Below are 21,124 nucleotides of genomic sequence, written 5' to 3'. Positions count from 1 at the left end.
TACCACACTATGAGCAAAACACACTTGACCGAACAGAAGTTTTCCGACTTCGCCCTGCACCCGTTAGTCCTTGAAGCCCTTGAGAAAAAAGGGTTTCACAATTGCACGCCCATCCAGGCGTTAGCATTGCCGCTCACGCTCTCCGGGCGTGACGTTGCAGGTCAGGCGCAAACCGGTACCGGAAAGACGCTGGCGTTTTTGGCGTCTACTTTTCACTATTTGCTGACCCACCCGGCGAAACAGGATCGCCAGACCAATCAGCCGCGCGCCTTGATCATGGCGCCTACGCGTGAACTGGCGGTGCAAATCCACTCCGATGCGGAAGCCCTCTCCCAGACCACCGGGCTGAAGCTGGGCCTGGCCTACGGCGGCGACGGCTACGACAAACAGCTGAAAGTGCTGGAAAGCGGCGTGGACATTCTGATTGGCACCACCGGCCGTTTAATCGATTACACCAAGCAGAACTATGTCGATCTCGGCGCGATGCAGGTCGTCGTGCTGGATGAAGCCGATCGCATGTACGATCTCGGCTTTATCAAAGACATCCGTTGGCTGTTCCGCCGCATGCCTGCGGCCGATCAACGCCTGAACATGCTGTTCTCCGCCACGCTGTCCTATCGCGTACGCGAACTGGCCTTCGAGCAGATGAACAACGCCGAATATGTTGAAGTGGAACCGGAACAGAAAACCGGCCACCGCATTAAAGAAGAGCTGTTCTACCCGTCCAACGAAGAAAAAATGCGTCTGCTGCAGACGCTGATCGAAGAAGAGTGGCCGGATCGCGCCATCATCTTCGCCAACACCAAGCACCGCTGCGAAGACATCTGGGGCCACCTGGCCGCCGACGGTCACCGCGTCGGCCTGCTGACCGGTGACGTAGCGCAGAAAAAACGCCTGCGCATCCTCGACGACTTCACCAAGGGCAATCTGGATATCCTGGTCGCCACCGACGTCGCCGCGCGCGGTCTGCACATTCCCGCCGTCACGCACGTCTTCAATTACGATCTGCCTGACGACTGCGAAGACTACGTGCACCGCATCGGCCGTACCGGCCGAGCAGGTGCCAGCGGTCACTCCATCAGCCTGGCTTGTGAAGAGTACGCGCTCAACCTGCCGGCGATCGAGACCTATATCGATCACAGCATTCCAGTGAGCAAGTACAACAGCGATGCGCTGCTGACCGATCTACCGGCGCCGAAGCGCCTGTCGCGTCCGCGCGGCGGCAACGGCCCACGTCGCAACTCCGCGCCACGTCGCGGCGGCGCGCCGCGCAACAACCGTAAACGTTCGAGCTGATCGCCATGCTCAGCTCCAGCACGCTTTATGCTGCCATCGATCTCGGCTCCAACAGCTTCCATATGCTGGTGGTGCGCGAGGTGGCCGGCAGCATTCAGACTCTGGCGCGGATCAAGCGCAAAGTGCGCCTGGCGGCCGGGCTGGATCAGAATAATCACCTGTCGCATGAGGCCATGCAGCGCGGCTGGCAGTGTCTGCGGCTGTTCTCCGAACGTCTGCAGGACATCCCGCGCGAGCAGATCCGCGTTGTCGCCACCGCCACCTTGCGTCTGGCGTCCAACGCCGATGAGTTCCTGCAGGCCGCCGAGCAAATCCTCGGCTGCCCGGTGCAGGTCATCAGCGGTGAAGAAGAGGCGCGGCTGATTTATCACGGCGTCGCACACACCACCGGCGGGCCGGATCGTCGGCTGGTCGTCGATATCGGCGGCGGCAGTACCGAACTGGTCACCGGCACCGGCGCACAGGCATCGCAGCTGTACAGCCTGTCGATGGGCTGCGTCACCTGGCTGGAGCGCTACTTCAGCGATCGCAACCTCGGGCAAGAAAACTTCGAGCGCGCCGAACAGGCCGCGCGCGAAATGGTGCGGCCGATCGCGCCGCAGCTGCGCCAGCACGGTTGGCAAATCTGCGTCGGCGCTTCCGGCACCGTACAAGCGCTGCAGGAAATCATGGTGGCGCAAGGCATGGATGAACGCATCACCCTGCCCAAGCTGCGCCAGTTGAAACAGCGGGCCATTCAGTGCGGCAAGCTGGAAGAGCTGGAGATCGAAGGGTTGACGCTGGAACGCGCGCTGGTCTTCCCGAGCGGCCTGTCCATTCTGCTGGCCATCTTCCAGGAACTGGGTATCGAAAGCATGATGCTGGCCGGCGGTGCGCTGCGTGAAGGCCTGGTTTACGGCATGCTGCATCTGCCGGTGGAGCAGGATATTCGCACCCGCACCATCCGCAACCTGCAGCGTCGCTACCTGATCGACACCGAGCAGGCCGAGCGCGTCAGCCAGCTCGCCGCCAACTTCTCGCAGCAGGTCGCCAACGAGTGGCAGTTGGATGCGCGATGTCGCGAGCTATTACACAGCGCCAGCCTGATCCACGAACTCGGCCTCAGCGTCGATTTCAAGCAGGCGCCGCAACACGCCGCCTACCTGATCCGCCACCTGGACTTACCCGGTTTTACTCCCGCGCAGAAAAAACTGCTGGCCACCCTGTTGCAAAACCAGAGCAACACCCTCGACCTGTCGCTGTTGAACCAGCAAAACGCCCTGCCGCCGCGCACCGCGCAGCGTCTGTGCCGCATTTTGCGCCTGGCGATCATCTTCGCCAGCCGCCGCCGCGACGACACGCTACCGGCGGTGCGTTTACGCGCCAATCAGGACGATGACCTGACGGTGATCTTGCCGCCGGGTTGGCTGGAGCAGCATCCGCTGCGCGCCGAGGCGCTGGAGCAGGAAAGCCACTGGCAGAGCTACGTCCACTGGACGCTGCGGTTGGAAGAACAACGTTGAAATGACAAGGGCGCGATGAGCGCCCTTGCTTTTTAATTCCCGCCTTTGGCCTTGGCCAACTGGGCGCGGATATTGGCCAGATGGCTCTGCCCCTTCTGCATCCGCTCCTGCGGGCTCACCACTTTGCGCTCGGTTTCCCACGCCAAATCGTCCTGCGGCAGCTCCAACAGGAATCGGCTCGGCTCCGGCCGCACCAACTCACCGTACTGACGGCGTTCGCGGCACAGGGTGAAGATCAGCTCTTTTTGCGCACGGGTGATCCCTACATAGGCCAAACGCCGCTCTTCATCGACATTGTCTTCGTCGATGCTGCTCTGGTGCGGCAGCAGCCCCTCTTCCATGCCCACCAGGAACACGTAGGGGAACTCCAACCCTTTGGAAGCGTGCAGCGTCATCAGCTGCACCTGATCCAGCTCCTCTTCGCTTTCACCTCGCTCCATCATGTCGCGCAGGGTGAAACGCGTCACGACCTGAGTCAGCGTCATCGGCTCGTCCAAATCGTTGCCTTCCAGCATCTCCGTCATCCAACCGAACAGCGTATTGACGTTCTTCATCCGCATTTCGGCGGCCTTCGGGCTGGTCGAGGTTTCAAACAGCCAGCTCTCATAATCCACGCCGCGGATCAGATCGCGCACCGCCGCCACCGGCTCACGCTCCGCCTGCTGGGCGATGCCGCCCAGCCAGTGGGTGAAACGCTGCAGCGATTCCAGCCCGCGCCCGGTCAGGTGCTGGCTCAGCCCCAGATCGAAGCTGGCATGGAACAAACTCTTGTTGCGCTGGTTGGCCCACTCGCCGAGCTTCTGCAGCGTCGCCGGGCCGATCTCGCGCTTGGGAGTATTGACGATACGCAGGAAGGCGCTGTCGTCCTCCGGGTTGGTCAGCACGCGCAGGTAGGCCAGCAAATCCTTGATCTCGGGGCGGGAGAAGAACGACGTACCGCCGGAAATCTTGTACGGGATGCGGTTCTGCATCAGCATCTTTTCAAACACCCGCGACTGGTGGTTGCCGCGGTACAGAATCGCATAGTCGCCGTAGTTGGTTTTTTTCACGAAGTGGTGGGCGATCAGTTCCCCCACCACGCGCTCGGCTTCGTGATCCTCGTTGTTGGCGGTCACCACCTTCAGCTCTTCGCCATACCCCAGTTCGGAAAACAGCCGTTTTTCAAACACGTGCGGGTTATTGGCGATCAGGATATTGGCCGCCTTCAAAATGCGCTCGCTGGAACGGTAGTTTTGCTCCAGTTTGATCACCTGCAGCGCCGGGAAATCTTCCTTCAACAGCACCAGGTTCTGCGGCCGCGCGCCGCGCCAGGAGTAGATCGACTGATCGTCGTCGCCCACCACGGTAAAGCGCGCGCGATGGCCCACCAGCAGCTTCACCAGCTCGTATTGGCTGGTGTTGGTATCCTGATACTCATCCACCAGCAGATAGCGAATGCGCTGCTGCCAGCGTTCACGCACCTCTTCGTTGCGTTGCAGCAGCAGCGTCGGCAACAGGATCAAATCGTCGAAGTCCAGCACGTTGCACGCCCGCATATGGGCGTGGTAAAGACCGTAGCAATGGGCGAACAGTTTGTCGCGCTCCGAGCGCGCCAACTCCGCCGCCCGCTGGGGATCGATCAGGTCGTTTTTCCAGTTGGAGATGGTCGAAATCAGCTGCGCCACCAGCGTTTTATCGCTTTCCAGCCACTTTTCGGTCAGCTCTTTCAGCAATGCCAGCTGATCCTGGTCGTCGAACAGCGAAAAGTTGGACTTCATGCCCAGCGCCACATATTCCCGCTTGATGATCTCCAGCCCCAGGGTGTGGAAGGTGGAAATCATCAGCCCGCGCGCCTCTTTGCGTCCCAGGGTTTGCGACACGCGCTCTTTCATCTCGCGCGCGGCTTTGTTGGTAAAGGTCACGGCGGCGATGTGCCGCGCCTGGTAGCCGCAGTGGTGGATCAGGTGGGCTATCTTGTTGGTGATAACGCGCGTCTTGCCGGAACCGGCACCGGCCAACACCAGGCAGGGCCCGGTAACGAATTCGACGGCTTGTTGTTGGCTGGGGTTTAATCGCATGGCGCTGACTGGCTCGACTGTAAAACGTGGAAGGGAATTGTAGCAGAAAGCGCCGATGAGATTTAGCGGGTATAATCAGCGCAATTTTCGCATCGATAAAGGCAATACCATGGCAAAAACGGCGTGCGCCCTGCACATTCTGGTAGACAATGAAAAGCTGGCCAACGAGCTGCTGGCCAAGCTGAAGCGCGGCGTCAGCTTCGACACGCTGGCGCGCAAATACTCGAGCTGCCCGTCAAAACGCAACGGCGGCTCGCTGGGCGAATTCAACAAAGGCGCAATGGTGCCTGCGTTCGATAAAGCGGTGTTCAGCATTCCGCTGCTCAAACCTTACGGCCCGGTCAAAACCCAGTTCGGTTACCACATCATCAAGGTGCTGTACCGCAACTAGGGGGCCTGAGCCCCCTGCCACGAATTACTGCGCGCCAGCGGCGTCCGTCGCCGGCGCAGCCACCGCGGTGTCGGCCGGTTTGGCTTCTTCCGTCACCACCGCCGGCGCCGGCATCATGATGCCGTCATAGGTATCCTGCAACTGCTTCATGCTCATTTCCGGCTCGCCCTTCGGCTGCATCAGCACCAGCGTCGCCTCCTGAGACAACTGCAGCTTCAGCGCCTGATTCAGCGTCTCCAGCGTCAGGCTGGACAGGAACTCCTGGCGCAACTTCTGGTACAGCTCCGGCGCGATATCCACCACCCCGCTCTGCTGTGACCGCAGACGCTGGCTCATCAGCACGTCGGTGTCGGTACGGGCGTAGGTCGCGAACAGCTTGCTCAGCTGATCGTTTTTCTGCGCCAGCAGCGCATCGAATTCCTCTTTCGACAGGCCGTTGTCACGCACGTTGGCCAGTTCGCGGGCAATGAAGCCCAGGCTGCCGTTCAGATTGTTGTTCGGCGTATCCAGGTGGATGGCGCACTGCCCGCGCTGGTACTGCACGCGGCAGTCAAAGCCCAAATGCAGGTTTTTCTGGTCGCTTTTTTCCAGCGTCTGCTGGAGGTGCCAGAACAACGCCTCGCGGGCGAGATCGCCACGCCAGTAGCGCAGCAGGCTTTGCGAATCGCGAATCGGGTGCCACGGCGAATCCCACATGATCGACAGCGTACCCTGCTTCACCTGCTCGCTGATCAGGCTCACCGGCTGCTGCGGCAGCGGCGTCAGGGTCGGCATCGGAGCCGGGGTTTCACGTTTGCCCTGCAGCGGCGAGAAGGCCTTGTTGATCTGCTCGCCCAGGCTGCGGCTGTCAACCTTGCCGACCACGAACAGCGTCATGGCGTCCGGTGTGTACCACTGCTGATAGAATTTCTTCAACTGCTCAAGGTTGACCGGCCGTTTCGCCGGCTGCGCCGGATCGTGCGCCAGCAGCGTCGAGCCTTTCAGGCGGTAACGCCACCAGGCGTCTTTGGTATTGGGTGGGAAAGTGCCGACCGGATTGATGCTGGAATTCATCACCGCGTGCACCGTGTGCTCGTCGATCGCCAGTTTGCCGGTGGTGTCCGCCAGCCAGGCCAGCGCTTCTTTCAGCAGATCGGGCCGGTTGTTCGGCAAGCTGAGGTTATACATGGTGAAATCGTACGAGATGATAGCCGGCGGCAGCGGCCGCTCGTTATCTACGCTCTGCTGCCACAGCGCCCGCAGCTGCGGCGCCGTGAAGCTTTCGCTGCGCGTCAACGCCAGCCGCGGCAGCAGGTGGGCAAAGCCGGTCTGCTGCGAAGACTCCACCAAAGAGCCGGTATTGACGATCAGCCGCAGTTCCACGCGGTCGCTCGGCCGCTGCGGCGTATCGAGAATCTGCCATGAAAACCCGTTGGCCAGCGCCCCCTGCTGCCAGGCAGGATCGGGTTGTAGTGCTTCAGCCTGCACGCTGCCACTGGCTGCCGCCAGTAGCAGCCCACCAACTATAAGATGAATTCTGGTGCCCTGCATGTGAACCCCTACTTAATGACTATCCAATTTCTTATGCAAATGCGTGTATTCCATTCAATGGAATCATAAAAATACGCCCTGAGTTTCACGGTGGGGCGGAAAGCAGAAAGTGTACCATCGTGTTAGACCGCGCGCCTTTGCGGATGTCACTCATTAGAGTGAAAAATAATAGATTGCGGGGTTTTTAATGCAAAAAATCGTTACGAGGCAGGGGAAGAAGCTCACCGGCCGCGGATGCGGCCGGTGATTTACCGCCAAAATCAGGCGGAAGGCAGCGTTTTGTCCGCGCCGGTGTTTTTGTTGTTCAGGGTGTCTTTCAGCTGCTTCTCATCCAGCTGATTACACCATTTGGCCACGACCACGGTTGCCACGCCATTGCCCACCAGGTTGGTCAGCGCGCGGGCTTCCGACATAAAGCGGTCGATGCCGAGGATCAGCGCCAGACCGGCCAACGGCAGGTGGCCCACGGCGGAGATGGTGGCGGCCAACACGATAAAGCCGCTGCCGGTCACGCCCGCCGCCCCTTTGGAGGAGAGCAGCAACACCACCAGCAGGGTAATCTGATGCATGATATCCATGTGGGTGTTGGTCGCCTGAGCGATAAATACCGCGGCCATGGTCAGATAGATAGAGGTGCCGTCCAGGTTGAAGGAGTACCCGGTCGGGATCACCAGGCCCACCACCGATTTCTTGCAGCCCAACTTCTCCATTTTATCCAGCATGCGCGGCAGCGCGGATTCAGACGACGAGGTTCCCAGCACGATCAGCAGCTCTTCTTTGATGTAGTTGACGAATTTGAAGATGCTGAAGCCGTTGGCGCGGGCGATGCTGCCCAACACCACTACCACGAACAGGATGCAGGTAATATAGAAACACACGATCAGCTGGCCGAGTTGCACCAGCGTGCCGACGCCGTATTTACCGATGGTAAACGCCATGGCGCCGAAGGCCCCCAGCGGCGCCAGGCGCATGATCATGTTGATGATGCCGAAAATCACCCGCGAGAAGCTGTCGATCACGTTGTAGATCAGCTGCCCTTTGTCGCCCAGACGATGCAGGGCGAAGCCGAACAGCACCGCGAACAGCAGCACCTGAAGAATGTTGCCGCTGGCGAACGCGCCGATCACGCTGCCGGGGATGATGTCCAGCAGGAACGGAATGATGCCCTGCTGCTGCGCCTGCTCGGCGTAGATCGCCACCGCTTTGGCGTCCAGCGTACCGGGATCGACGTTCATGCCAGCGCCCGGTTGCACCAGGTTGACGATCACCAGGCCGATAATCAGCGCGAGGGTGCTGACGATTTCAAAATACAGCAGCGCGATGGCGCCGGTGCGCCCCACCGCCTTCATGCTTTCCATGCCGGCGATGCCGGTCACCACGGTGCAGAAAATCACCGGGGCGATAATCATCTTGATCAGTTTGACGAAGCCATCGCCCAAGGGTTTCATCTGGGCGCCGAGGTCAGGGTAGAAGTGGCCAAGCAGGATACCCAGCGTGATCGCCGTCAGCACCTGAAAATAGAGGCTCTTAAAAATTGTTGTTTTCATATGAACATCCTATGGGGGGAAGACACGCACCAGGCGGCAGTCTAAAAATCCAGCCTGTTCATTGCTTGCGCGGAAAATAACACCCACTTAACAACATGGAAATAATTTGTTGCACCCACTCCTCAGGGTTGATGTGAATTTAAGAGCTGAAACGCGTCAGTCGGGGTGCAAAGCTGAAAATTGCGTAAGCCTTTGTTTGCACTAACGCAAAAGAGGTATGAGGAGAATAGCGATTTTCGGACGGGGAAAAGTACCGGAAAGGTAACGCGGCGCTCACGGCGCCGCGCGGCAAAACTCGGTTTCGAACGCTTCACGCGGCAGCGGCCGAGCGAACAGGAACCCTTGCCCGCTGCGAATGCCGTGCTTCAGCAGCCAGTCGCGCTGCTCGGCGTTTTCCACGCCTTCGGCCATCACCGGCAACGCCAGCACTTCGGAGATTGAACTGACGATGCGCACCATTGCATCGTCGGCCGGCAGCCCCTGAATGAAACTGCGGTCGATTTTTATCAAATCGATCGGCAGGGATTTCAACCGGTTCAGGTACTCCAGGCTGGAGTAACCCATGCCGAAGTCGTCCAGCGCGATCGACAGCCCCAGATCGTGCAGCTCGCGCAGCAGCGCCAGCGCGCGGTCGAGATCGTCGATGCGTACCGTCTCGGTGATCTCCAGCAGCAGCTTGCGCGGATCGATCCGATACTGCGCCAGCAGATTTTTCAGATGCGGAACAAACGCCTCGTCCTGCATCTGAATGCCGGAAACGTTGACCGCCAGCGGCAGCGCAATGCCGCGCTGCTGCCAGTCCGCCAGGATACGGCAGGACTCTTCCAGCACCCAGTTGCCGAGCGGCACAATCACGCCCAGCTCTTCCGCGAGCGGAATGACGTCGGCCGGCAGGGTATAGCTGCCGTCGTATTGCTGCCAACGCAGCAGCGCTTCTGCGCCAATCACCTCGTTGGACTGCATGTCGATCTGCGGCTGCAGGAACAGCGTGAAATGCCGCTGCTCAATGCCGTGCAGGATCTCGCTCTCCTGCGTCAATCGCTTCTGCGTGCGCTCCGTCAGGCTGGGTTCGAAGAACAGGATCTGATTTTTCCCTTCGCGATGCGCGGACATCATCGCCGAGGTGGCGCTGCGCAGCAGCTGTTCCGCGCTCTCCCCCTGATTGAGGTAGTGGGCGATGCCGATGCTGGCGTTGGGCCGCAGCGCCAGACCTTCCAGCGTCAACGGCGCGTTGATCTCCGCCATGATGCGCCGCGCCAGCTGCATGGCGTGGAACGGCCGCTCGATGCCCTTGGCCAGGATGGCGAATTCGGTATTGCTCAGCTGTGCCAGCACGCCGTTTTCGTCAATGCAGCCGCGCAGCTTCTTCGCCAGCGCCAACAGCAATGCCTCACGCATCGCCGGGCTCATCACGCCCGACGCTTCATGCAGCGTCTCGATGCCGATCACCAGCAGGTTAAAACGCTCGGGGCGCAGGCTGGAGGCGATATGCTGTTCCAGCAACGCGTTCAGCAAGGCCGGGTTCGGCAGTTCGGTCACCGGGTGGCGGGTGCTCAGGCGGCTCATGTCGGCATGCGCCTTGGCCAGCGTCTGTTGATTGCGGTTGTAGTTGCGCACCAGCAGGCCGAGCTCGTCGTCCTGGTGCAGCGCCGGCAGCATCAGCTGGTGATAAGGCGCCTCGTCCTGCGAGATGTTTTCCAGCTCTTTGGCCATCGCGCGCAGCGGATGCACCATCAGCCGGTTCATGCACCAGGTGATGGACACCGACAGGATCAGCGCCAGCAGCAGGTAGGTCGACAGCATGGTCGACAAAATGCTGAGGATAAACTGGTACATGCGGAACGAATCGGCCTGCAGCACCAGGTAGGCCAGCGGCTGCTGATTGGCCGGCACCCGTTCCAGCGAATAGAGCGGCACGGAAATTTGGATAGGCAACTCAAACAGCCGGGCGATCAGCGTCGGCACCGGCCGCTCCGGCGGGAAATTGGCGTGCAGCGCCTGAAACTCGTTCGGCAAGACGATATCCGCCCGGCTCAGAATGCCGACCGGCAACAGCGTATTCAGCACCTTTTTGGCTTCCGGCACGTCCATGCGCAGCACCGCTTCCGCCAGCGGCTGGCGTACGGAGTGAGCGATATTCTCCAGTTGCTGGGCGTAGTCATCCCTGCGCTGCTGCACAAAATGGAACAACTGAATCACGATAAAGATACAGATCGTGACCAGCGCCACGCCGGACACTGTCGCCATCTGCTTAATCGTTAACGAACGCCTGACCCGCAAACCTGCTCTCCGTAAAATCGGGCTGAAACAAAAAGGGGGCTGACTCTCACCCGCCCCCTCGAACCGGGCTGAGTATACTCGATCATCGGCTGTTTTTATCCGGCTATGCCGCAGGCATAACCAAGAAAATCGCGGGTTTCAGTCTTTTCCTAGAGCGAACAAACACGACCCGGACACAGGGTAACAAAACTCCCCGGTGTCCGACACTCTGAATCTCTCTCCTCCCGGTTACTTGAAGTCGGCATACGGCGTCAGCGGCTGCGGCGGCAAATCGAGGTCCCCCTGCCAGCCGGCCAGAGAATAACGCAGATAAATCAACGCGTGGCTCGGCGTATAGTTCTTCGCCTGCTGAATATCGATGCCGGTGCCGAGCGTCCAGTGCGAACTGAGACGGCGTTCGACGATCGCCCGCAGGGTATAACCGACGCCGCTCGAGGCGCTGCCGTCCTCGACGGCGAACTTATCAGGCAGTGAATCCGGGATCAGGCCTTGCAGCGGATAACGGCGCTGGCTGTCGGTTTTCGAATGCGACAGCGAAACCGAACCGCCCAGCTCCCACGACCAGTTCTCAGTGCGCTGACGATAGTTGACCGGCAGCGACAGCGACAGATATTGCTGCGGGCTGTAATAGCCGCCCTGTCCCAGCGAATAGCCGCTCAAGTCTTTCTGGTAGTGCCACAGCATGGTATTGAGCCCAACGCTCAGGCGGCGATTGTCTTCGTTGATCAGCTTGTAGTAATAGCCGGCCATCAACCGCTGCCGCTGGTTGTCCGCCACGTTCTTGCCGGTGATCTGGTGCGCGCTGAGATCGGCCCACACGCCGTTCGCCTCGCCGCGATCGTAGCTGGCGCTCAGGCTGACGCCGGTGGCGCGCACGCCGCCCCAGGTAGTGCCGGTATTCGGATCCTTGGCGCCGCCAAACGCCAGCAACGAGCTGGAGATCGGCCGCCGCGAGGCCGCCAGCGTCCAGCCGATGTGGTTCCAGTCGCCGCTGTAGGCCAGGCCGCCGCTCCAGTCGACCACCTCGAAGCCCATCGGCGTCGTGCCGATATCGGCGGCCCAGCGATCGTTTTTCCAACCGGCCGCCACGCTGGTGCCGGTGGTTTTCTGGTGTTCATCGCCGCGGCACCCTTGCGTGTGGCAGGTGCCGAAGGTTTCGTAGTATTTGCCGCTGCCGTCGGTCGAGAAGCGGCCGGCATCCAGCTGCACGGTGTCGGTGCGCAAGAAGGCGCGCCCGTCATACAGCGGCATATCCACCTGCAGCATGGTGTCGTGCGCGTTGAAGTCGGAAATGCCGCCGGTGCCGCTCGAGCGCCAGTAATCGTGATCGAGCGTGACGTTCACGTCTTGCTGTCGATACAAATCCGCGGCATCGGAGCGGATGCCGCGTTTCAGCCAGTCGTCGCCCGGATTATTGCGCGTCAAATAGGTGTAGCTGTCATTGTCCTGCGGCAGCGTCGGCGTGATGCCGCCGGCCACCATCGCCTGGCGGTAATCCTGCTGCGCCCGCTCAGGCTGTTGCTGAGCCCGCTCCAGACGGGCGGCGTCGCGGTAGATCAGCGCCTTGGTCTGCCCCGCGGGTTCTGAAGTCGCCGCCGTTTTCAGTCGGTCGAAGATAGCGGTAGCCTGCTGCGCATCGCCGACCGCGCCCCAGGCATTGGCGACCCGCCGTTGGCTGTTGAGCGAAGCGTCTTGCGGCTGCGGTTCGGTTTTCAGCCGCTGGCGCGCCGCTGCCAGATCCCCTTGCGCCACATAGGCTTCGATCTCGCCCAACTGCGCATCCGGATTGTTCGGTTCACGGCGTTTCACCCGCTGATAGTCGTCCAGTGCCGCCGCATACTCCCCGCGCGCCAGCGCCCAGTCGGCGAGCAGCAAGTCAATGCGCGTGTCCGCCGGCTGCCGGCGCAGATAGGCTTCCGCCGCCGGTTCGTCACCGGCCGCCCGCAGCCCTTCGGCATGCGCGATCGTCGCCTGCATTTTCAGCCGCTGCGCCAGTTCGCGCATGTTGTCGTTCCACTGCGCCGCCGGCAGCGTATTGAGCTGCATCAGTGCCTGCCGGTCGCGATCGCTGCCGGAAAGATAGAGCGCATAGGCGTAGACCAACTGCGGATTGGCGTGCTGGCGCTGCGCCAGCTGCCGGAATAAGGCGTCCGCCTGCTGCGGCTGTCCGGCCTGGCGCAGCGCCTGGGCATAGCGGTAGGTCAGCCAGACGTCGTCGGGATCCAACGGCTGGGCGCGGCGATAGATTTCCGCCGCCTGCCGCCACTGTTGTTGCGCCGCTAACGCCTCCGCCTGCTGTTTCAGCATATCGAGCCGCAGCCCATCGAGAGTGCTGCGCAGCTTGGCCTGCTGGTTGCCTGGCAGCTCATTAAGGTAGGCCAGCGCTTTTTCCGGCGACTGGCGCTGATAGATATTCACCAGACCGCGCAGCGCGCTGCCGTTACCGGGATCGCGCCGCAGCGCCTGCCGATAAAACCCTTCCGCCGCGGCGTCATCCTTGCTCGCCACCGCCACATCGCCCAGGCCGATGAACGCGTCGCCGTCGCTGTCGTCGAGCTGACGCGCCTGCTGATATTTCTGCCTGGCCAGCGAGAGATTACCGGCCTTCAGCGCCTTGTCGCCCTCGTCGATCGCCAGCCAGTAGCCGGTGCTCTTGATCAGGCTTTGCCACTTGCCGCTGTCGTAGCCGTTCTTGTCGGCTGCCAGCGCCTGGCGAAACAGCTTCAGCGCTTGTGGGCGATTGCCGGCGCGCGAATAGGCCTGGCCGAGCGCGCCCAGCACCTCGGCGTCGTTCGGCGTCGCCGCCAACGCCTTTTGCAATTCCGGAATGGCCGCCCGGCTGCCGCCTTTATCCACCTGCGCCAGGCCACGCACCCGCGCCTGATAGGCCGGATCGGCCAACAGTTTCTGCTGTCTGGCCAGCTCTTCGCGGGCGCTGGTCGCCTGATCGCCGGTGTCGAACACGCCGAGGAAACGGTTGAGCGCCGCCACGCTCTGCGCGCTGACCGGCATCGCTTTGACCTTGTCCAACCACAGATCGGCGGCATCGCCGCGCCCGGCCGGATCGGCGGCGATCTTCTGCAGCAGTTCATAGGCCTGCGCGTCCTGATGCTGGCTGAACAGCATGCGCGCCAGCGACATGCGCAGCGCCACGTTGCCGGAATATTGCTGATCCAGCGCCTGCAGCTGCTTTAACGCCTTCGCCTCCTGCCCCGGCAAACGCGCCACCAGCCGCCAGTATTCCACCGCCAGATCGAGCGTCGGCGGCTCACCGTGGAACAGCGCATCGTACTGCGCCTTGGCCTCCGGCAACCGGCCGGCGGTCGCCATCAGGCGGGCCTGCTGCAGCTTTTGCCGGGTTTCCGGCTGGGTCAGCAGCATGTTCATTTGCGCCTGGCGATAAGCGCTGGACTGCGGCGCGAGGGTTTTCAGCTTGTCCAACTGCTGCTGCGCCAGCGCCATGTTGCCCTGCCGCAGCGCCAAACGCATGCGCGCGGCGATCACGTCCGGGTTGTTCGGATCCATCAGCTCAAGCCGGTACAGCGACTGGCGCACCAGATCGTCCTTGTTGCCGGCCTCGCCAATGCGCACCTGCTCCAGCAGCCACTGCTCCGGCGCCACGGCCTCCGCAGCGCGCGCCTGCGGCAGCATCGCCAGACTCAGCGGAATCAAATTCAGCCAGTTTATTTTGAAGTTGTGCATTGGCCGTCCCACGAGGGTTGCAATTCACCCTGACGATTAAAGCGATAACGTTGTTGATCCCACCCCTGGCCGAACAGCGTCAGCGAGGCGCTGAAATAGGCGTCGTCACCCGGCGGGTGTTCGCCGATCCGTTGCCGCTGGGCCGCCAGCGCGTCGGCCTGCGCCGCCAACATCGGCAACATCGCGGCGGAAAAGCCGACCGGGCCGTCGCCGGTGGTTTTGCCGCTGGCGGTATCGGTTTTCTCCGGTGGCACGCCCTGGCTGGCGGTGAGCTGCGCCATCGGCTGGAAACGTTTGAGCAGCGCCGCCTTGTGTTCATCGTCGTCCGCCAGCATGCCGGCCCACAGATAGACCCGAATGGCGTCGTAGCTGCCGACGTTCGGCTTGACGGTGTCCGGCTGCCAGCCGGCGCCGACCCGCCATACCACCCAGTCCGGCGAGAAGCCGTGCGGCGCGCTCTCCAACCACAGCCGCTGATTGATCTCGCGCATCGCGCGCCACGGGCCGTTCAGCGCCGCAAAACGCGTCAACAGCTGCGGCGGCAGGTAGCTGGGGTTCAGCCGCCAGCGATCTTCCGCCACGAACCCGACTTTGCCCGGCAGCAGCATCAGCCCCAAGCCGGGGATGTCGGCCACTTCCTCGCGGCCGATGCGCTGCAACAGCAGCGTCCCCAGGGTTTGATAACGCCGGCTTTTCCACAGGCGGCCGGCTTCGAGCAGGTTATAAGCGATCCACAGATCGGCGTCCGACGCCGAGTTGGCGTCCAGCACCTTCCACTGCTTGTCGTCGCCCTCGCCCCACAGCCAGGCGGGTAAACGGGCGCTGAGATCGCCCGCCGCCAGGTTGTTCTCCGTCCAGGTCAACAGCTGGTCGAAGGTCGGCCGGTCATTGGCCACCAGGGCGAAGAACAGGCCGTAACTTTGCCCCTCCGACGTGGTGATTTTGTTCGGGCTGCTCGGATCGATCACCCGCCCCTGCGGGCTGATGTAGAACTGCTTGTACTGTTGCCAGCCCGGCCATTCGCAGGCCGCCGCCGCGCTGAAAGCGCACAGCAGCAGCATGCCGAGCGACAGGCGTTGCAGCATCGCGTTCACCGCCGTCAATCCCGATCTTCAGGCGCCAGACGCCGCCGGCTGAAGGCCTTCAGGCCGCGCCACAGCATCAGCCCCAGGATCACCACCAGCACCACCGCGAGCACCGCCAGCAGGACCGGATGGGTGGAGAGGGCATACCAAAGCCGCTCCCACCAAGGCAGGTGGCCGACATAGTAAACATCGCCGACGCGCAGGCTGTTGACCCCCGATTCGCGGATCACCGCCACCGAGCCGAACACCGCGGCGCGCTTGCCGCTGTCCAGCAGGGCATTGTTCAGCAGCTCATAGCCGCGCGGGCTGTCCGCCAACAGCGCCACGATGCTGCGCTGGTCGTTGAACGGCGACTGCACGCCAATGATCGCCGACATCGCCCCCTCGGAACTGACGGTGGTCTTGCTGTCCGGCCGAGTATCCTCCGCCAGCACTTCCGAGCTGGGCAGCGGCGGCTGACGCGTCGGCTGTTTCACCCAGCTTTGGGTCGCGTCCACCAGCAGGCTGATTTTCTTGTCGTCGCGCAGCGCCTGCGGAATGGTGCCGACCATCAGGATATCGTCGTCACGATCCTTGGCCTGAGACCAGTCGTCGCTCAGCGTGAAGGCCAGCGCCGGGTAGCCGGTTTGCGCGCCGATCACGCCCAGCGCGTTCAGCAGCGCGCTGACCTGCGCCGGCTGAGGTTTCTGGTTCACCAACACCAGCGTTTGCGACAGATCCGCCAGGCGGCTGAACGGGAAGCCGGCGTTGGCGAAGGCGCGTAGATCCGGCATCGCCATAAAGTGGCGGTAGCCGGAGAAATCGATGGTGGAAGCGCCATCGATCACCGCGTGGTTTTGCGTGAAGGAGTAGGTTTCGCAGCGCCCTTCCGCGCCGCTGGCCAGCAGCGTGGTGTAGTCGAAATCAAAACGCAGCTGGTTGGTAGCCCCGAGCCGCAGCGCCGGGATGCTGACGTTCTTGTCGGAATCGAGCAGCCCCTGCGTCAACGGCAGGCGCAGCAGCTGCGCGCCCTGCTCGTGTTCCGGCACCAGCGAGTAAGCCTGCACAAACTGGTTGTTCAGGCTGACGCTCAGCCGTGAACCGTCCTGAATGCGCGGCGCGGTATAACGATACTTGAGGTGCATGTCGATGCCGGTGCTGCGGATCAGGAACAGATCCGGCGGCAAGTTCATGGTCAGCGAAATCGGGCCGGGCTCGATGCCGCTGGTTTGCAGCTGTTCGGCGTATTGCTGCAGTTCGGCGAAGGTCATCGGCCGATCGGTGCGCACCCAGTTCGGCGCGTCGTAAGGCTGGCGCGGCGCCAGCTGTTCCACCTTGTCCACCGTCACGTTCTGGCCGCGGAACAGGATGTCGCCCTGCGCGATGCCTTTCACCGCGGTGATCAAATCGTTGTCGTCGCGCCCCTGAATCAGCAGCAGTTTGACGTACGGATTGTCGGGATGGCTGATCATTTCCACCGTCGGGCCGTTGACCGCCGGGTAATCGCGCAGGAAATCCGGGCGCTGCTTATTGGTGGCGAACACCACCGCGTGCTGCGTCGGCAGCGCGTTATACAGCGTCAGGAAGGATTGCCCGCGCCACTGCGCCTTGCTGCCGAACCACGAGGCCAGAATGCCCGCCGCGCGCTGCTGGGCCAGATCCGGCTGGCCGGCGAATACCATCGGCAGCGTCAGCGGCCGATTGTCGCGGCTGTCGAAGAACGGCTCAGGGAAATGCGACAGCTCGTTTTTCACCGGCAGCGTCTGGAAGCGCAGCTTCAGCGCGCTCGATTTGCTGACGTCGAGCCACAGCGAAGTGCTGGCCGGGTTTTCGCAGATGTTCTGATAATGGCCGACGAACACCAGCCGGACGCGGTTAAAATCGGTGATATAGCGCGGATCGATCGCCATCTGGATGCGATTGGGCTTGCCCAACTGCTCCTTGGCGATCGTGGTTACGCCCATCAGCTCGTCGTTCAGGTAGACCTTGACGTGCGACTCGACCGGGATCAGCGCCGGCGACGGCGTAAATTCCAGGTCGAGCATCGCCTGCGAGACCACCTCATCGCTGCGCACGCCGAATTCGATCTGCCCGTCCGGCCGGGTGCCGCGCAGAACAAAGGTGCCCGGCGGCGGCGCTATCTGCGCGAACGGCAGCGACACGTCGCGCACCGGCGCATTCGGATCCTGCGGCGCGGCGGCCGGCGGTGGCGCGGTCGCCGTATCGGCCGCCGCGGCGATCGGCGGCTGGGCCGCCACGGTCGGCGCGGTGGCGGTTTCGGCCTGCGACAGGGTGCTGATGCCTAAGGCCAGAGCAGTTAACCAGGTTATTTTTCTCGTCATCGTATCATCATCAATGTTGGAGCCTGTTCACCGGGCGAGTGAGCGGGCGGTTGAACTCGCAGCTAACCCACGGTTTCTTGTTGACCCAAGGTCGGATCCCTGCCGACGCCGCGCGGAATAAACGACACTACCCAGGCGGTCAGCGACGTGACCCCGACCAGCAGACCGCGCACCAGCGGCGGCGCGTAGTCCGCCATGCGCACATAGCCGCGGAAGCCCAGCGCCAGCACGTCGCGCAGGCTTTCTATCGGCCGGTCTTCAGGGAACCCGTCCTGCCACAGCGCCCAGGTATCGGCGCGGGCGAAGGTGCACTGAATAAAATCGATGTGTTCACGGGTGCCGAGATCGAGCAGGCGCACCCCCACCTTGTTGCCGAAGGCGCGCGTCACCACGCAGGGGAAGCTGTATTCCTGCTGGCCACGTTTGAGCAGCAGCGAGGCCTTGTCGCCCTCTTTCAACGTGTCCGCCACCCGCATCTCGATGCCCACGCCGCCATCGGAGTAATCGCGCAGCGTGCAGGGGTAGAGGTGGCCGTCGGCACGCGCGATCGCCGCCGGCATGGCGATCTCCACGCGGTGCGCCTGACGCACCTGTTTGGCTTCCACCGCCACCGCCACCGCGCCGCCGAGAATGGTCATGTTGTACAGCACCCACACCAGGCTGATGATCACCGTCATCACCTCGTCCGTCGGGCCATAGGCCAGCCGCCAGGCGCCGAACGCCAGCCCGGCGAGGTTAAGAACCACCAGGAACATGTAAGGCCGGGTGATCACCCAGTCGACGTGCTCCTCCTCCACCAGCCCGCCCTTGGCGGTCACGTTGAATTTGCCCTTGTGCGGATTGAACAGCGCCACCGTCGTCGGCCGCGCGATATACCAGGCCAACACCGTTTCATAGATTTCGCTCCAGAATGAATGGCGATATTTCCCCTGGATGCGCGAGTTGGTCAGGCTGGCGTGGATCATGTGTGGCAGCACGTAAAGCGCGATCGCCAGCGCCGGCGCGAAGATGATGTAGGCATGCAACAGCAAAAACGCCAGCGGCGCGGTGAGGAAGATCAGCCGCGGAATGCCCGACAGGAAGTGCAGCATGGCGTTGGCGTAGCACAGGCGCTGCGCCAGTTTCAGCCCCTTGCCCAGCAACGGGTTGTCGAGCCGGAAGATCTGCACCATGCCGCGCGCCCAGCGAATGCGCTGGCCGATGTGCGCCGACAGGCTTTCGGTCGCCAGCCCGGCGGCCTGCGGAATGCGGATATAAGCCGAGGTATGCCCGCGCCGGTGCAAGCGCAGCGAGGTATGGGCGTCTTCGGTGACGGTTTCCACCGCGATGCCGCCGATTTCGTCCAGCGCGCTGCGGCGCAGGATTGCGCAAGAGCCGCAGAAGAAGGTGGCGTCCCACATGTCGTTGCCGTCCTGCACCAGCCCGTAGAACAAAGTGCCCTCGTTGGGCGTCTGACGGAAGCGGCCAAGGTTGCGCTCGAACGGATCCGGCGAGAAGAAGTGGTGCGGGGTCTGCAGCATCGCCAACTTTTTGTCTTTGAAGAACCACCCCATGGTCAGCTGCAGGAAGGAGCGCGTCGGGACGTGGTCGCAGTCGAAAATCGCCACGAACTCGCCGGTGGCCTGCTTCAGCGCGTTGTTGATGTTGCCGGCCTTGGCGTGTTCGTGAGTCGGCCTGGCGATGTACTTCACTCCCACCTCGGCGGCGAACGCCCGGAACTCGGGGCGATTGCCGTCATCAAGGATATAGATGTTCACTTTCTCTTTCGGCCAGTCGATGCCCAGCGCCGCATAGATGGTGGGCTTCACCACCCCGAGGTCTTCGTTGTAGGTCGGCACCATCAGATCGATGGTCGGCCAGGTGGCGCTGTCTTCGGGCAACGGCACCGGCTGGCGGTTAAGCGGCCAGATAGTCTGGAAATAGCCCAGCACCAACACCACCCAGGCGTAGGTTTCCGCCACCAGCAACAGCAGGCCGCAGACCAGGCTGAGCGGATCGTCCCAGTTCAGCGTGGCGGTATAGCGCCACCACAGGTAACGGCAGGAGACGGTCAACGACAGCACGATCAGCATCAACGCAGGCAAGCGCCCCGGCACCCGGCGCACCACCATCGCGATCCCCCACAGCAGCAGAACGAACACGAACTGCGCCGACAGATCGAACGGTTGCGAGATGCACAGCATGGCGAGGATCGCCGCCAGCACGCCGACCAGAATGAACAGCGCGCGCCGTAATCCGCGGTTCATGCGGCCGAGTCGCTCTACCGAGCGCTGTTCCACGCCGGCGTTTTTCAGCCGCTGCGGCAAGCCCTGCAGCCAATCGGCATAACGCTGCTGCAGCCGCCGCCAACCGGCGAAATAATCGCGCTGCACCGGCGCGCGGCCGCTGCGGAACAGCAGCAGCCACAGCCCTTGCAGCAGATAGCGCAGCGCATCCGCCGGACGCGGACGTTCGGCAGACAGGTGCGGGAACCAATAAGCGCGGCCGGCGCGCACGCGTTGCCAGGCCGGCGACTCGAAGCGCAGCAGCAGCCACCCCAGCGCCACCAGCAGCGTGGCGAAAAAGGCGGTCAGCGCCGACGCGCCGCTGCGGCGATAGGTGCGGTAGCGCGCCTGCACCGCCTGACGCACCGGTGGCACCAGCAGCAGGCTCAGCACCCGACTCATGGCGCAACGCCCCGTTTGAGGTTGATCAGGCACCAGTTGGCCAGCGTCAGCACTTCATCCGCCGCCAGGCTCTCGGGGCGGTACTCGCCCAACGGCTGCTTGACCGCCAGCGCTTCCGCCAACGCTTCATCGCGATGGATCACCACCGGCAGCAGACCGCCCAGGGTTTGCAGCCACAGCTGATGCAGATCCTGCTGCAGCCGGCTGGCGGAGGAGTAGTGATTGACCAGGAAACGACAATCGTTCGGCAGCGTCTGCTGATGGAGCCGCACCTGGCAGTTGGCGTCGGGATTCAACAGCACGAACACGCTGTCGGCAAGCTGTAGCGCCTGTTGCGCCTGTTGCGCCAGCGCGCCGTCCCCGACCGGAACATCCAGCAGGATCCAGCGCTGCGGATCGCCGGCCATCAGCTGACGCAAATTATCACGCCAGCGATCGGGATGCGCCTGACACCGATGTTGCACTTCCAGCCGTTCCGCCGCATTCAGGCGGCCAAACGGTAAAAAGTCGAGGTTTTCGCAATAGCGCAGTGCGCCTTCCCGCCAACCGCCGCCGTCCTGTTCCGCGCGTGCCCAGCCGCGCGCCAGTTCGAACGGCGTGTTGAAATGCAGGCGCAACAGATTATCCGGCGTAAAGTCTATCGCCAGCACCGACTCGCCAAGCTGGCGCAACGCCCAGGCGAGTGCCGCCGTGACTGACGTCGTCCCCATTCCACCCCGTAACCCTTGCAGCGCAATCGCCGGCATA

Annotated in this window: 12 protein-coding genes; 3 read left to right on the top strand and 9 right to left on the bottom strand. The window is 62.5% G+C overall.

All coding sequences use genetic code 11. The features are described 5' to 3' along the window. Positions 1-9 precede the first annotated feature (9 nt). Together rhlB and ppx are read left to right on the top strand one after the other, a co-directional pair. Positions 10-1,296: an ATP-dependent RNA helicase RhlB gene (gene rhlB, locus IMX17_RS17775; RefSeq protein ID WP_025160400.1), complete on the top strand. Its 1,287-nt coding sequence runs from the start codon at positions 10-12 to the stop codon at positions 1,294-1,296. A 5-nt stretch (positions 1,297-1,301) separates the two neighbouring features. Beyond that, entirely contained in the window at positions 1,302-2,798 is a 1,497-nt protein-coding gene (ppx, locus tag IMX17_RS17770; RefSeq protein ID WP_182265643.1) for an exopolyphosphatase, read from the top strand. Positions 2,799-2,830: 32 nt separating this feature from the next. On the opposite strand, the gene rep is transcribed toward ppx, so the two are convergent. Continuing rightward, positions 2,831-4,855 (bottom strand): DNA helicase Rep, encoded by a 2,025-nt coding sequence (gene rep, locus IMX17_RS17765; protein WP_033652441.1) that lies wholly within the window; start codon positions 4,853-4,855, stop codon positions 2,831-2,833. Between the two features lie 109 nt (positions 4,856-4,964). Here rep and ppiC point away from each other — a divergent pair, with 109 nt between their 5' ends. Next, positions 4,965-5,246, top strand: coding sequence for a peptidylprolyl isomerase PpiC (gene ppiC, locus IMX17_RS17760; RefSeq protein ID WP_004934175.1), 282 nt, complete (start codon positions 4,965-4,967; stop codon positions 5,244-5,246). Positions 5,247-5,270: 24 nt separating this feature from the next. Here the strand turns inward: ppiC and IMX17_RS17755 are convergent, their stop codons facing one another. From IMX17_RS17755 to bcsQ, 8 genes are all read right to left on the bottom strand, one after another. Then, entirely contained in the window at positions 5,271-6,776 is a 1,506-nt protein-coding gene (locus IMX17_RS17755) for a pitrilysin family protein (protein WP_193550047.1), read from the bottom strand. A gap of 260 nt (positions 6,777-7,036) precedes the next feature. Then, a complete protein-coding gene (locus tag IMX17_RS17750) occupies positions 7,037-8,323 on the bottom strand; it encodes a dicarboxylate/amino acid:cation symporter (RefSeq protein WP_033645049.1) in 1,287 nt (428 codons plus the stop codon). 273 nt (positions 8,324-8,596) lie between these two features. Then, a complete protein-coding gene (hmsP, locus tag IMX17_RS17745; RefSeq protein WP_042783438.1) occupies positions 8,597-10,603 on the bottom strand; it encodes a biofilm formation regulator HmsP in 2,007 nt (668 codons plus the stop codon). A gap of 228 nt (positions 10,604-10,831) precedes the next feature. Continuing rightward, entirely contained in the window at positions 10,832-14,305 is a 3,474-nt protein-coding gene (bcsC, locus tag IMX17_RS17740; RefSeq protein WP_193550046.1) for a cellulose synthase complex outer membrane protein BcsC, read from the bottom strand. Further along, positions 14,287-15,399 (bottom strand): cellulose synthase complex periplasmic endoglucanase BcsZ, encoded by a 1,113-nt coding sequence (bcsZ, locus tag IMX17_RS17735; protein ID WP_193550045.1) that lies wholly within the window; start codon positions 15,397-15,399, stop codon positions 14,287-14,289. The genes bcsC and bcsZ overlap by 19 nt, the downstream gene beginning before the upstream one ends. A 5-nt stretch (positions 15,400-15,404) precedes the next feature. Further along, positions 15,405-17,711 carry a cellulose biosynthesis cyclic di-GMP-binding regulatory protein BcsB gene (bcsB, locus tag IMX17_RS17730; protein WP_193550044.1) on the bottom strand — a complete coding sequence of 769 codons (2,307 nt, stop codon included), beginning with the start codon at positions 17,709-17,711 and terminating at the stop codon, positions 15,405-15,407. Between the two features lie 62 nt (positions 17,712-17,773). Further along, complete coding sequence (bcsA, locus tag IMX17_RS17725; RefSeq protein ID WP_046898820.1) at positions 17,774-20,377, bottom strand: UDP-forming cellulose synthase catalytic subunit; 2,604 nt, start codon at positions 20,375-20,377, stop codon at positions 17,774-17,776. After that, positions 20,374-21,123 carry a cellulose biosynthesis protein BcsQ gene (gene bcsQ, locus IMX17_RS17720; RefSeq protein ID WP_193550043.1) on the bottom strand — a complete coding sequence of 250 codons (750 nt, stop codon included), beginning with the start codon at positions 21,121-21,123 and terminating at the stop codon, positions 20,374-20,376. Before bcsQ ends, bcsA begins: the two co-directional genes overlap by 4 nt. Position 21,124 lies beyond the last annotated feature (1 nt).

Source organism: Serratia sp. X3 (assembly GCF_014982455.1).
GTDB lineage: Bacteria > Pseudomonadota > Gammaproteobacteria > Enterobacterales > Enterobacteriaceae > Serratia > Serratia ureilytica.
This window is presented reverse-complemented; position numbering and strand designations above follow the sequence as displayed.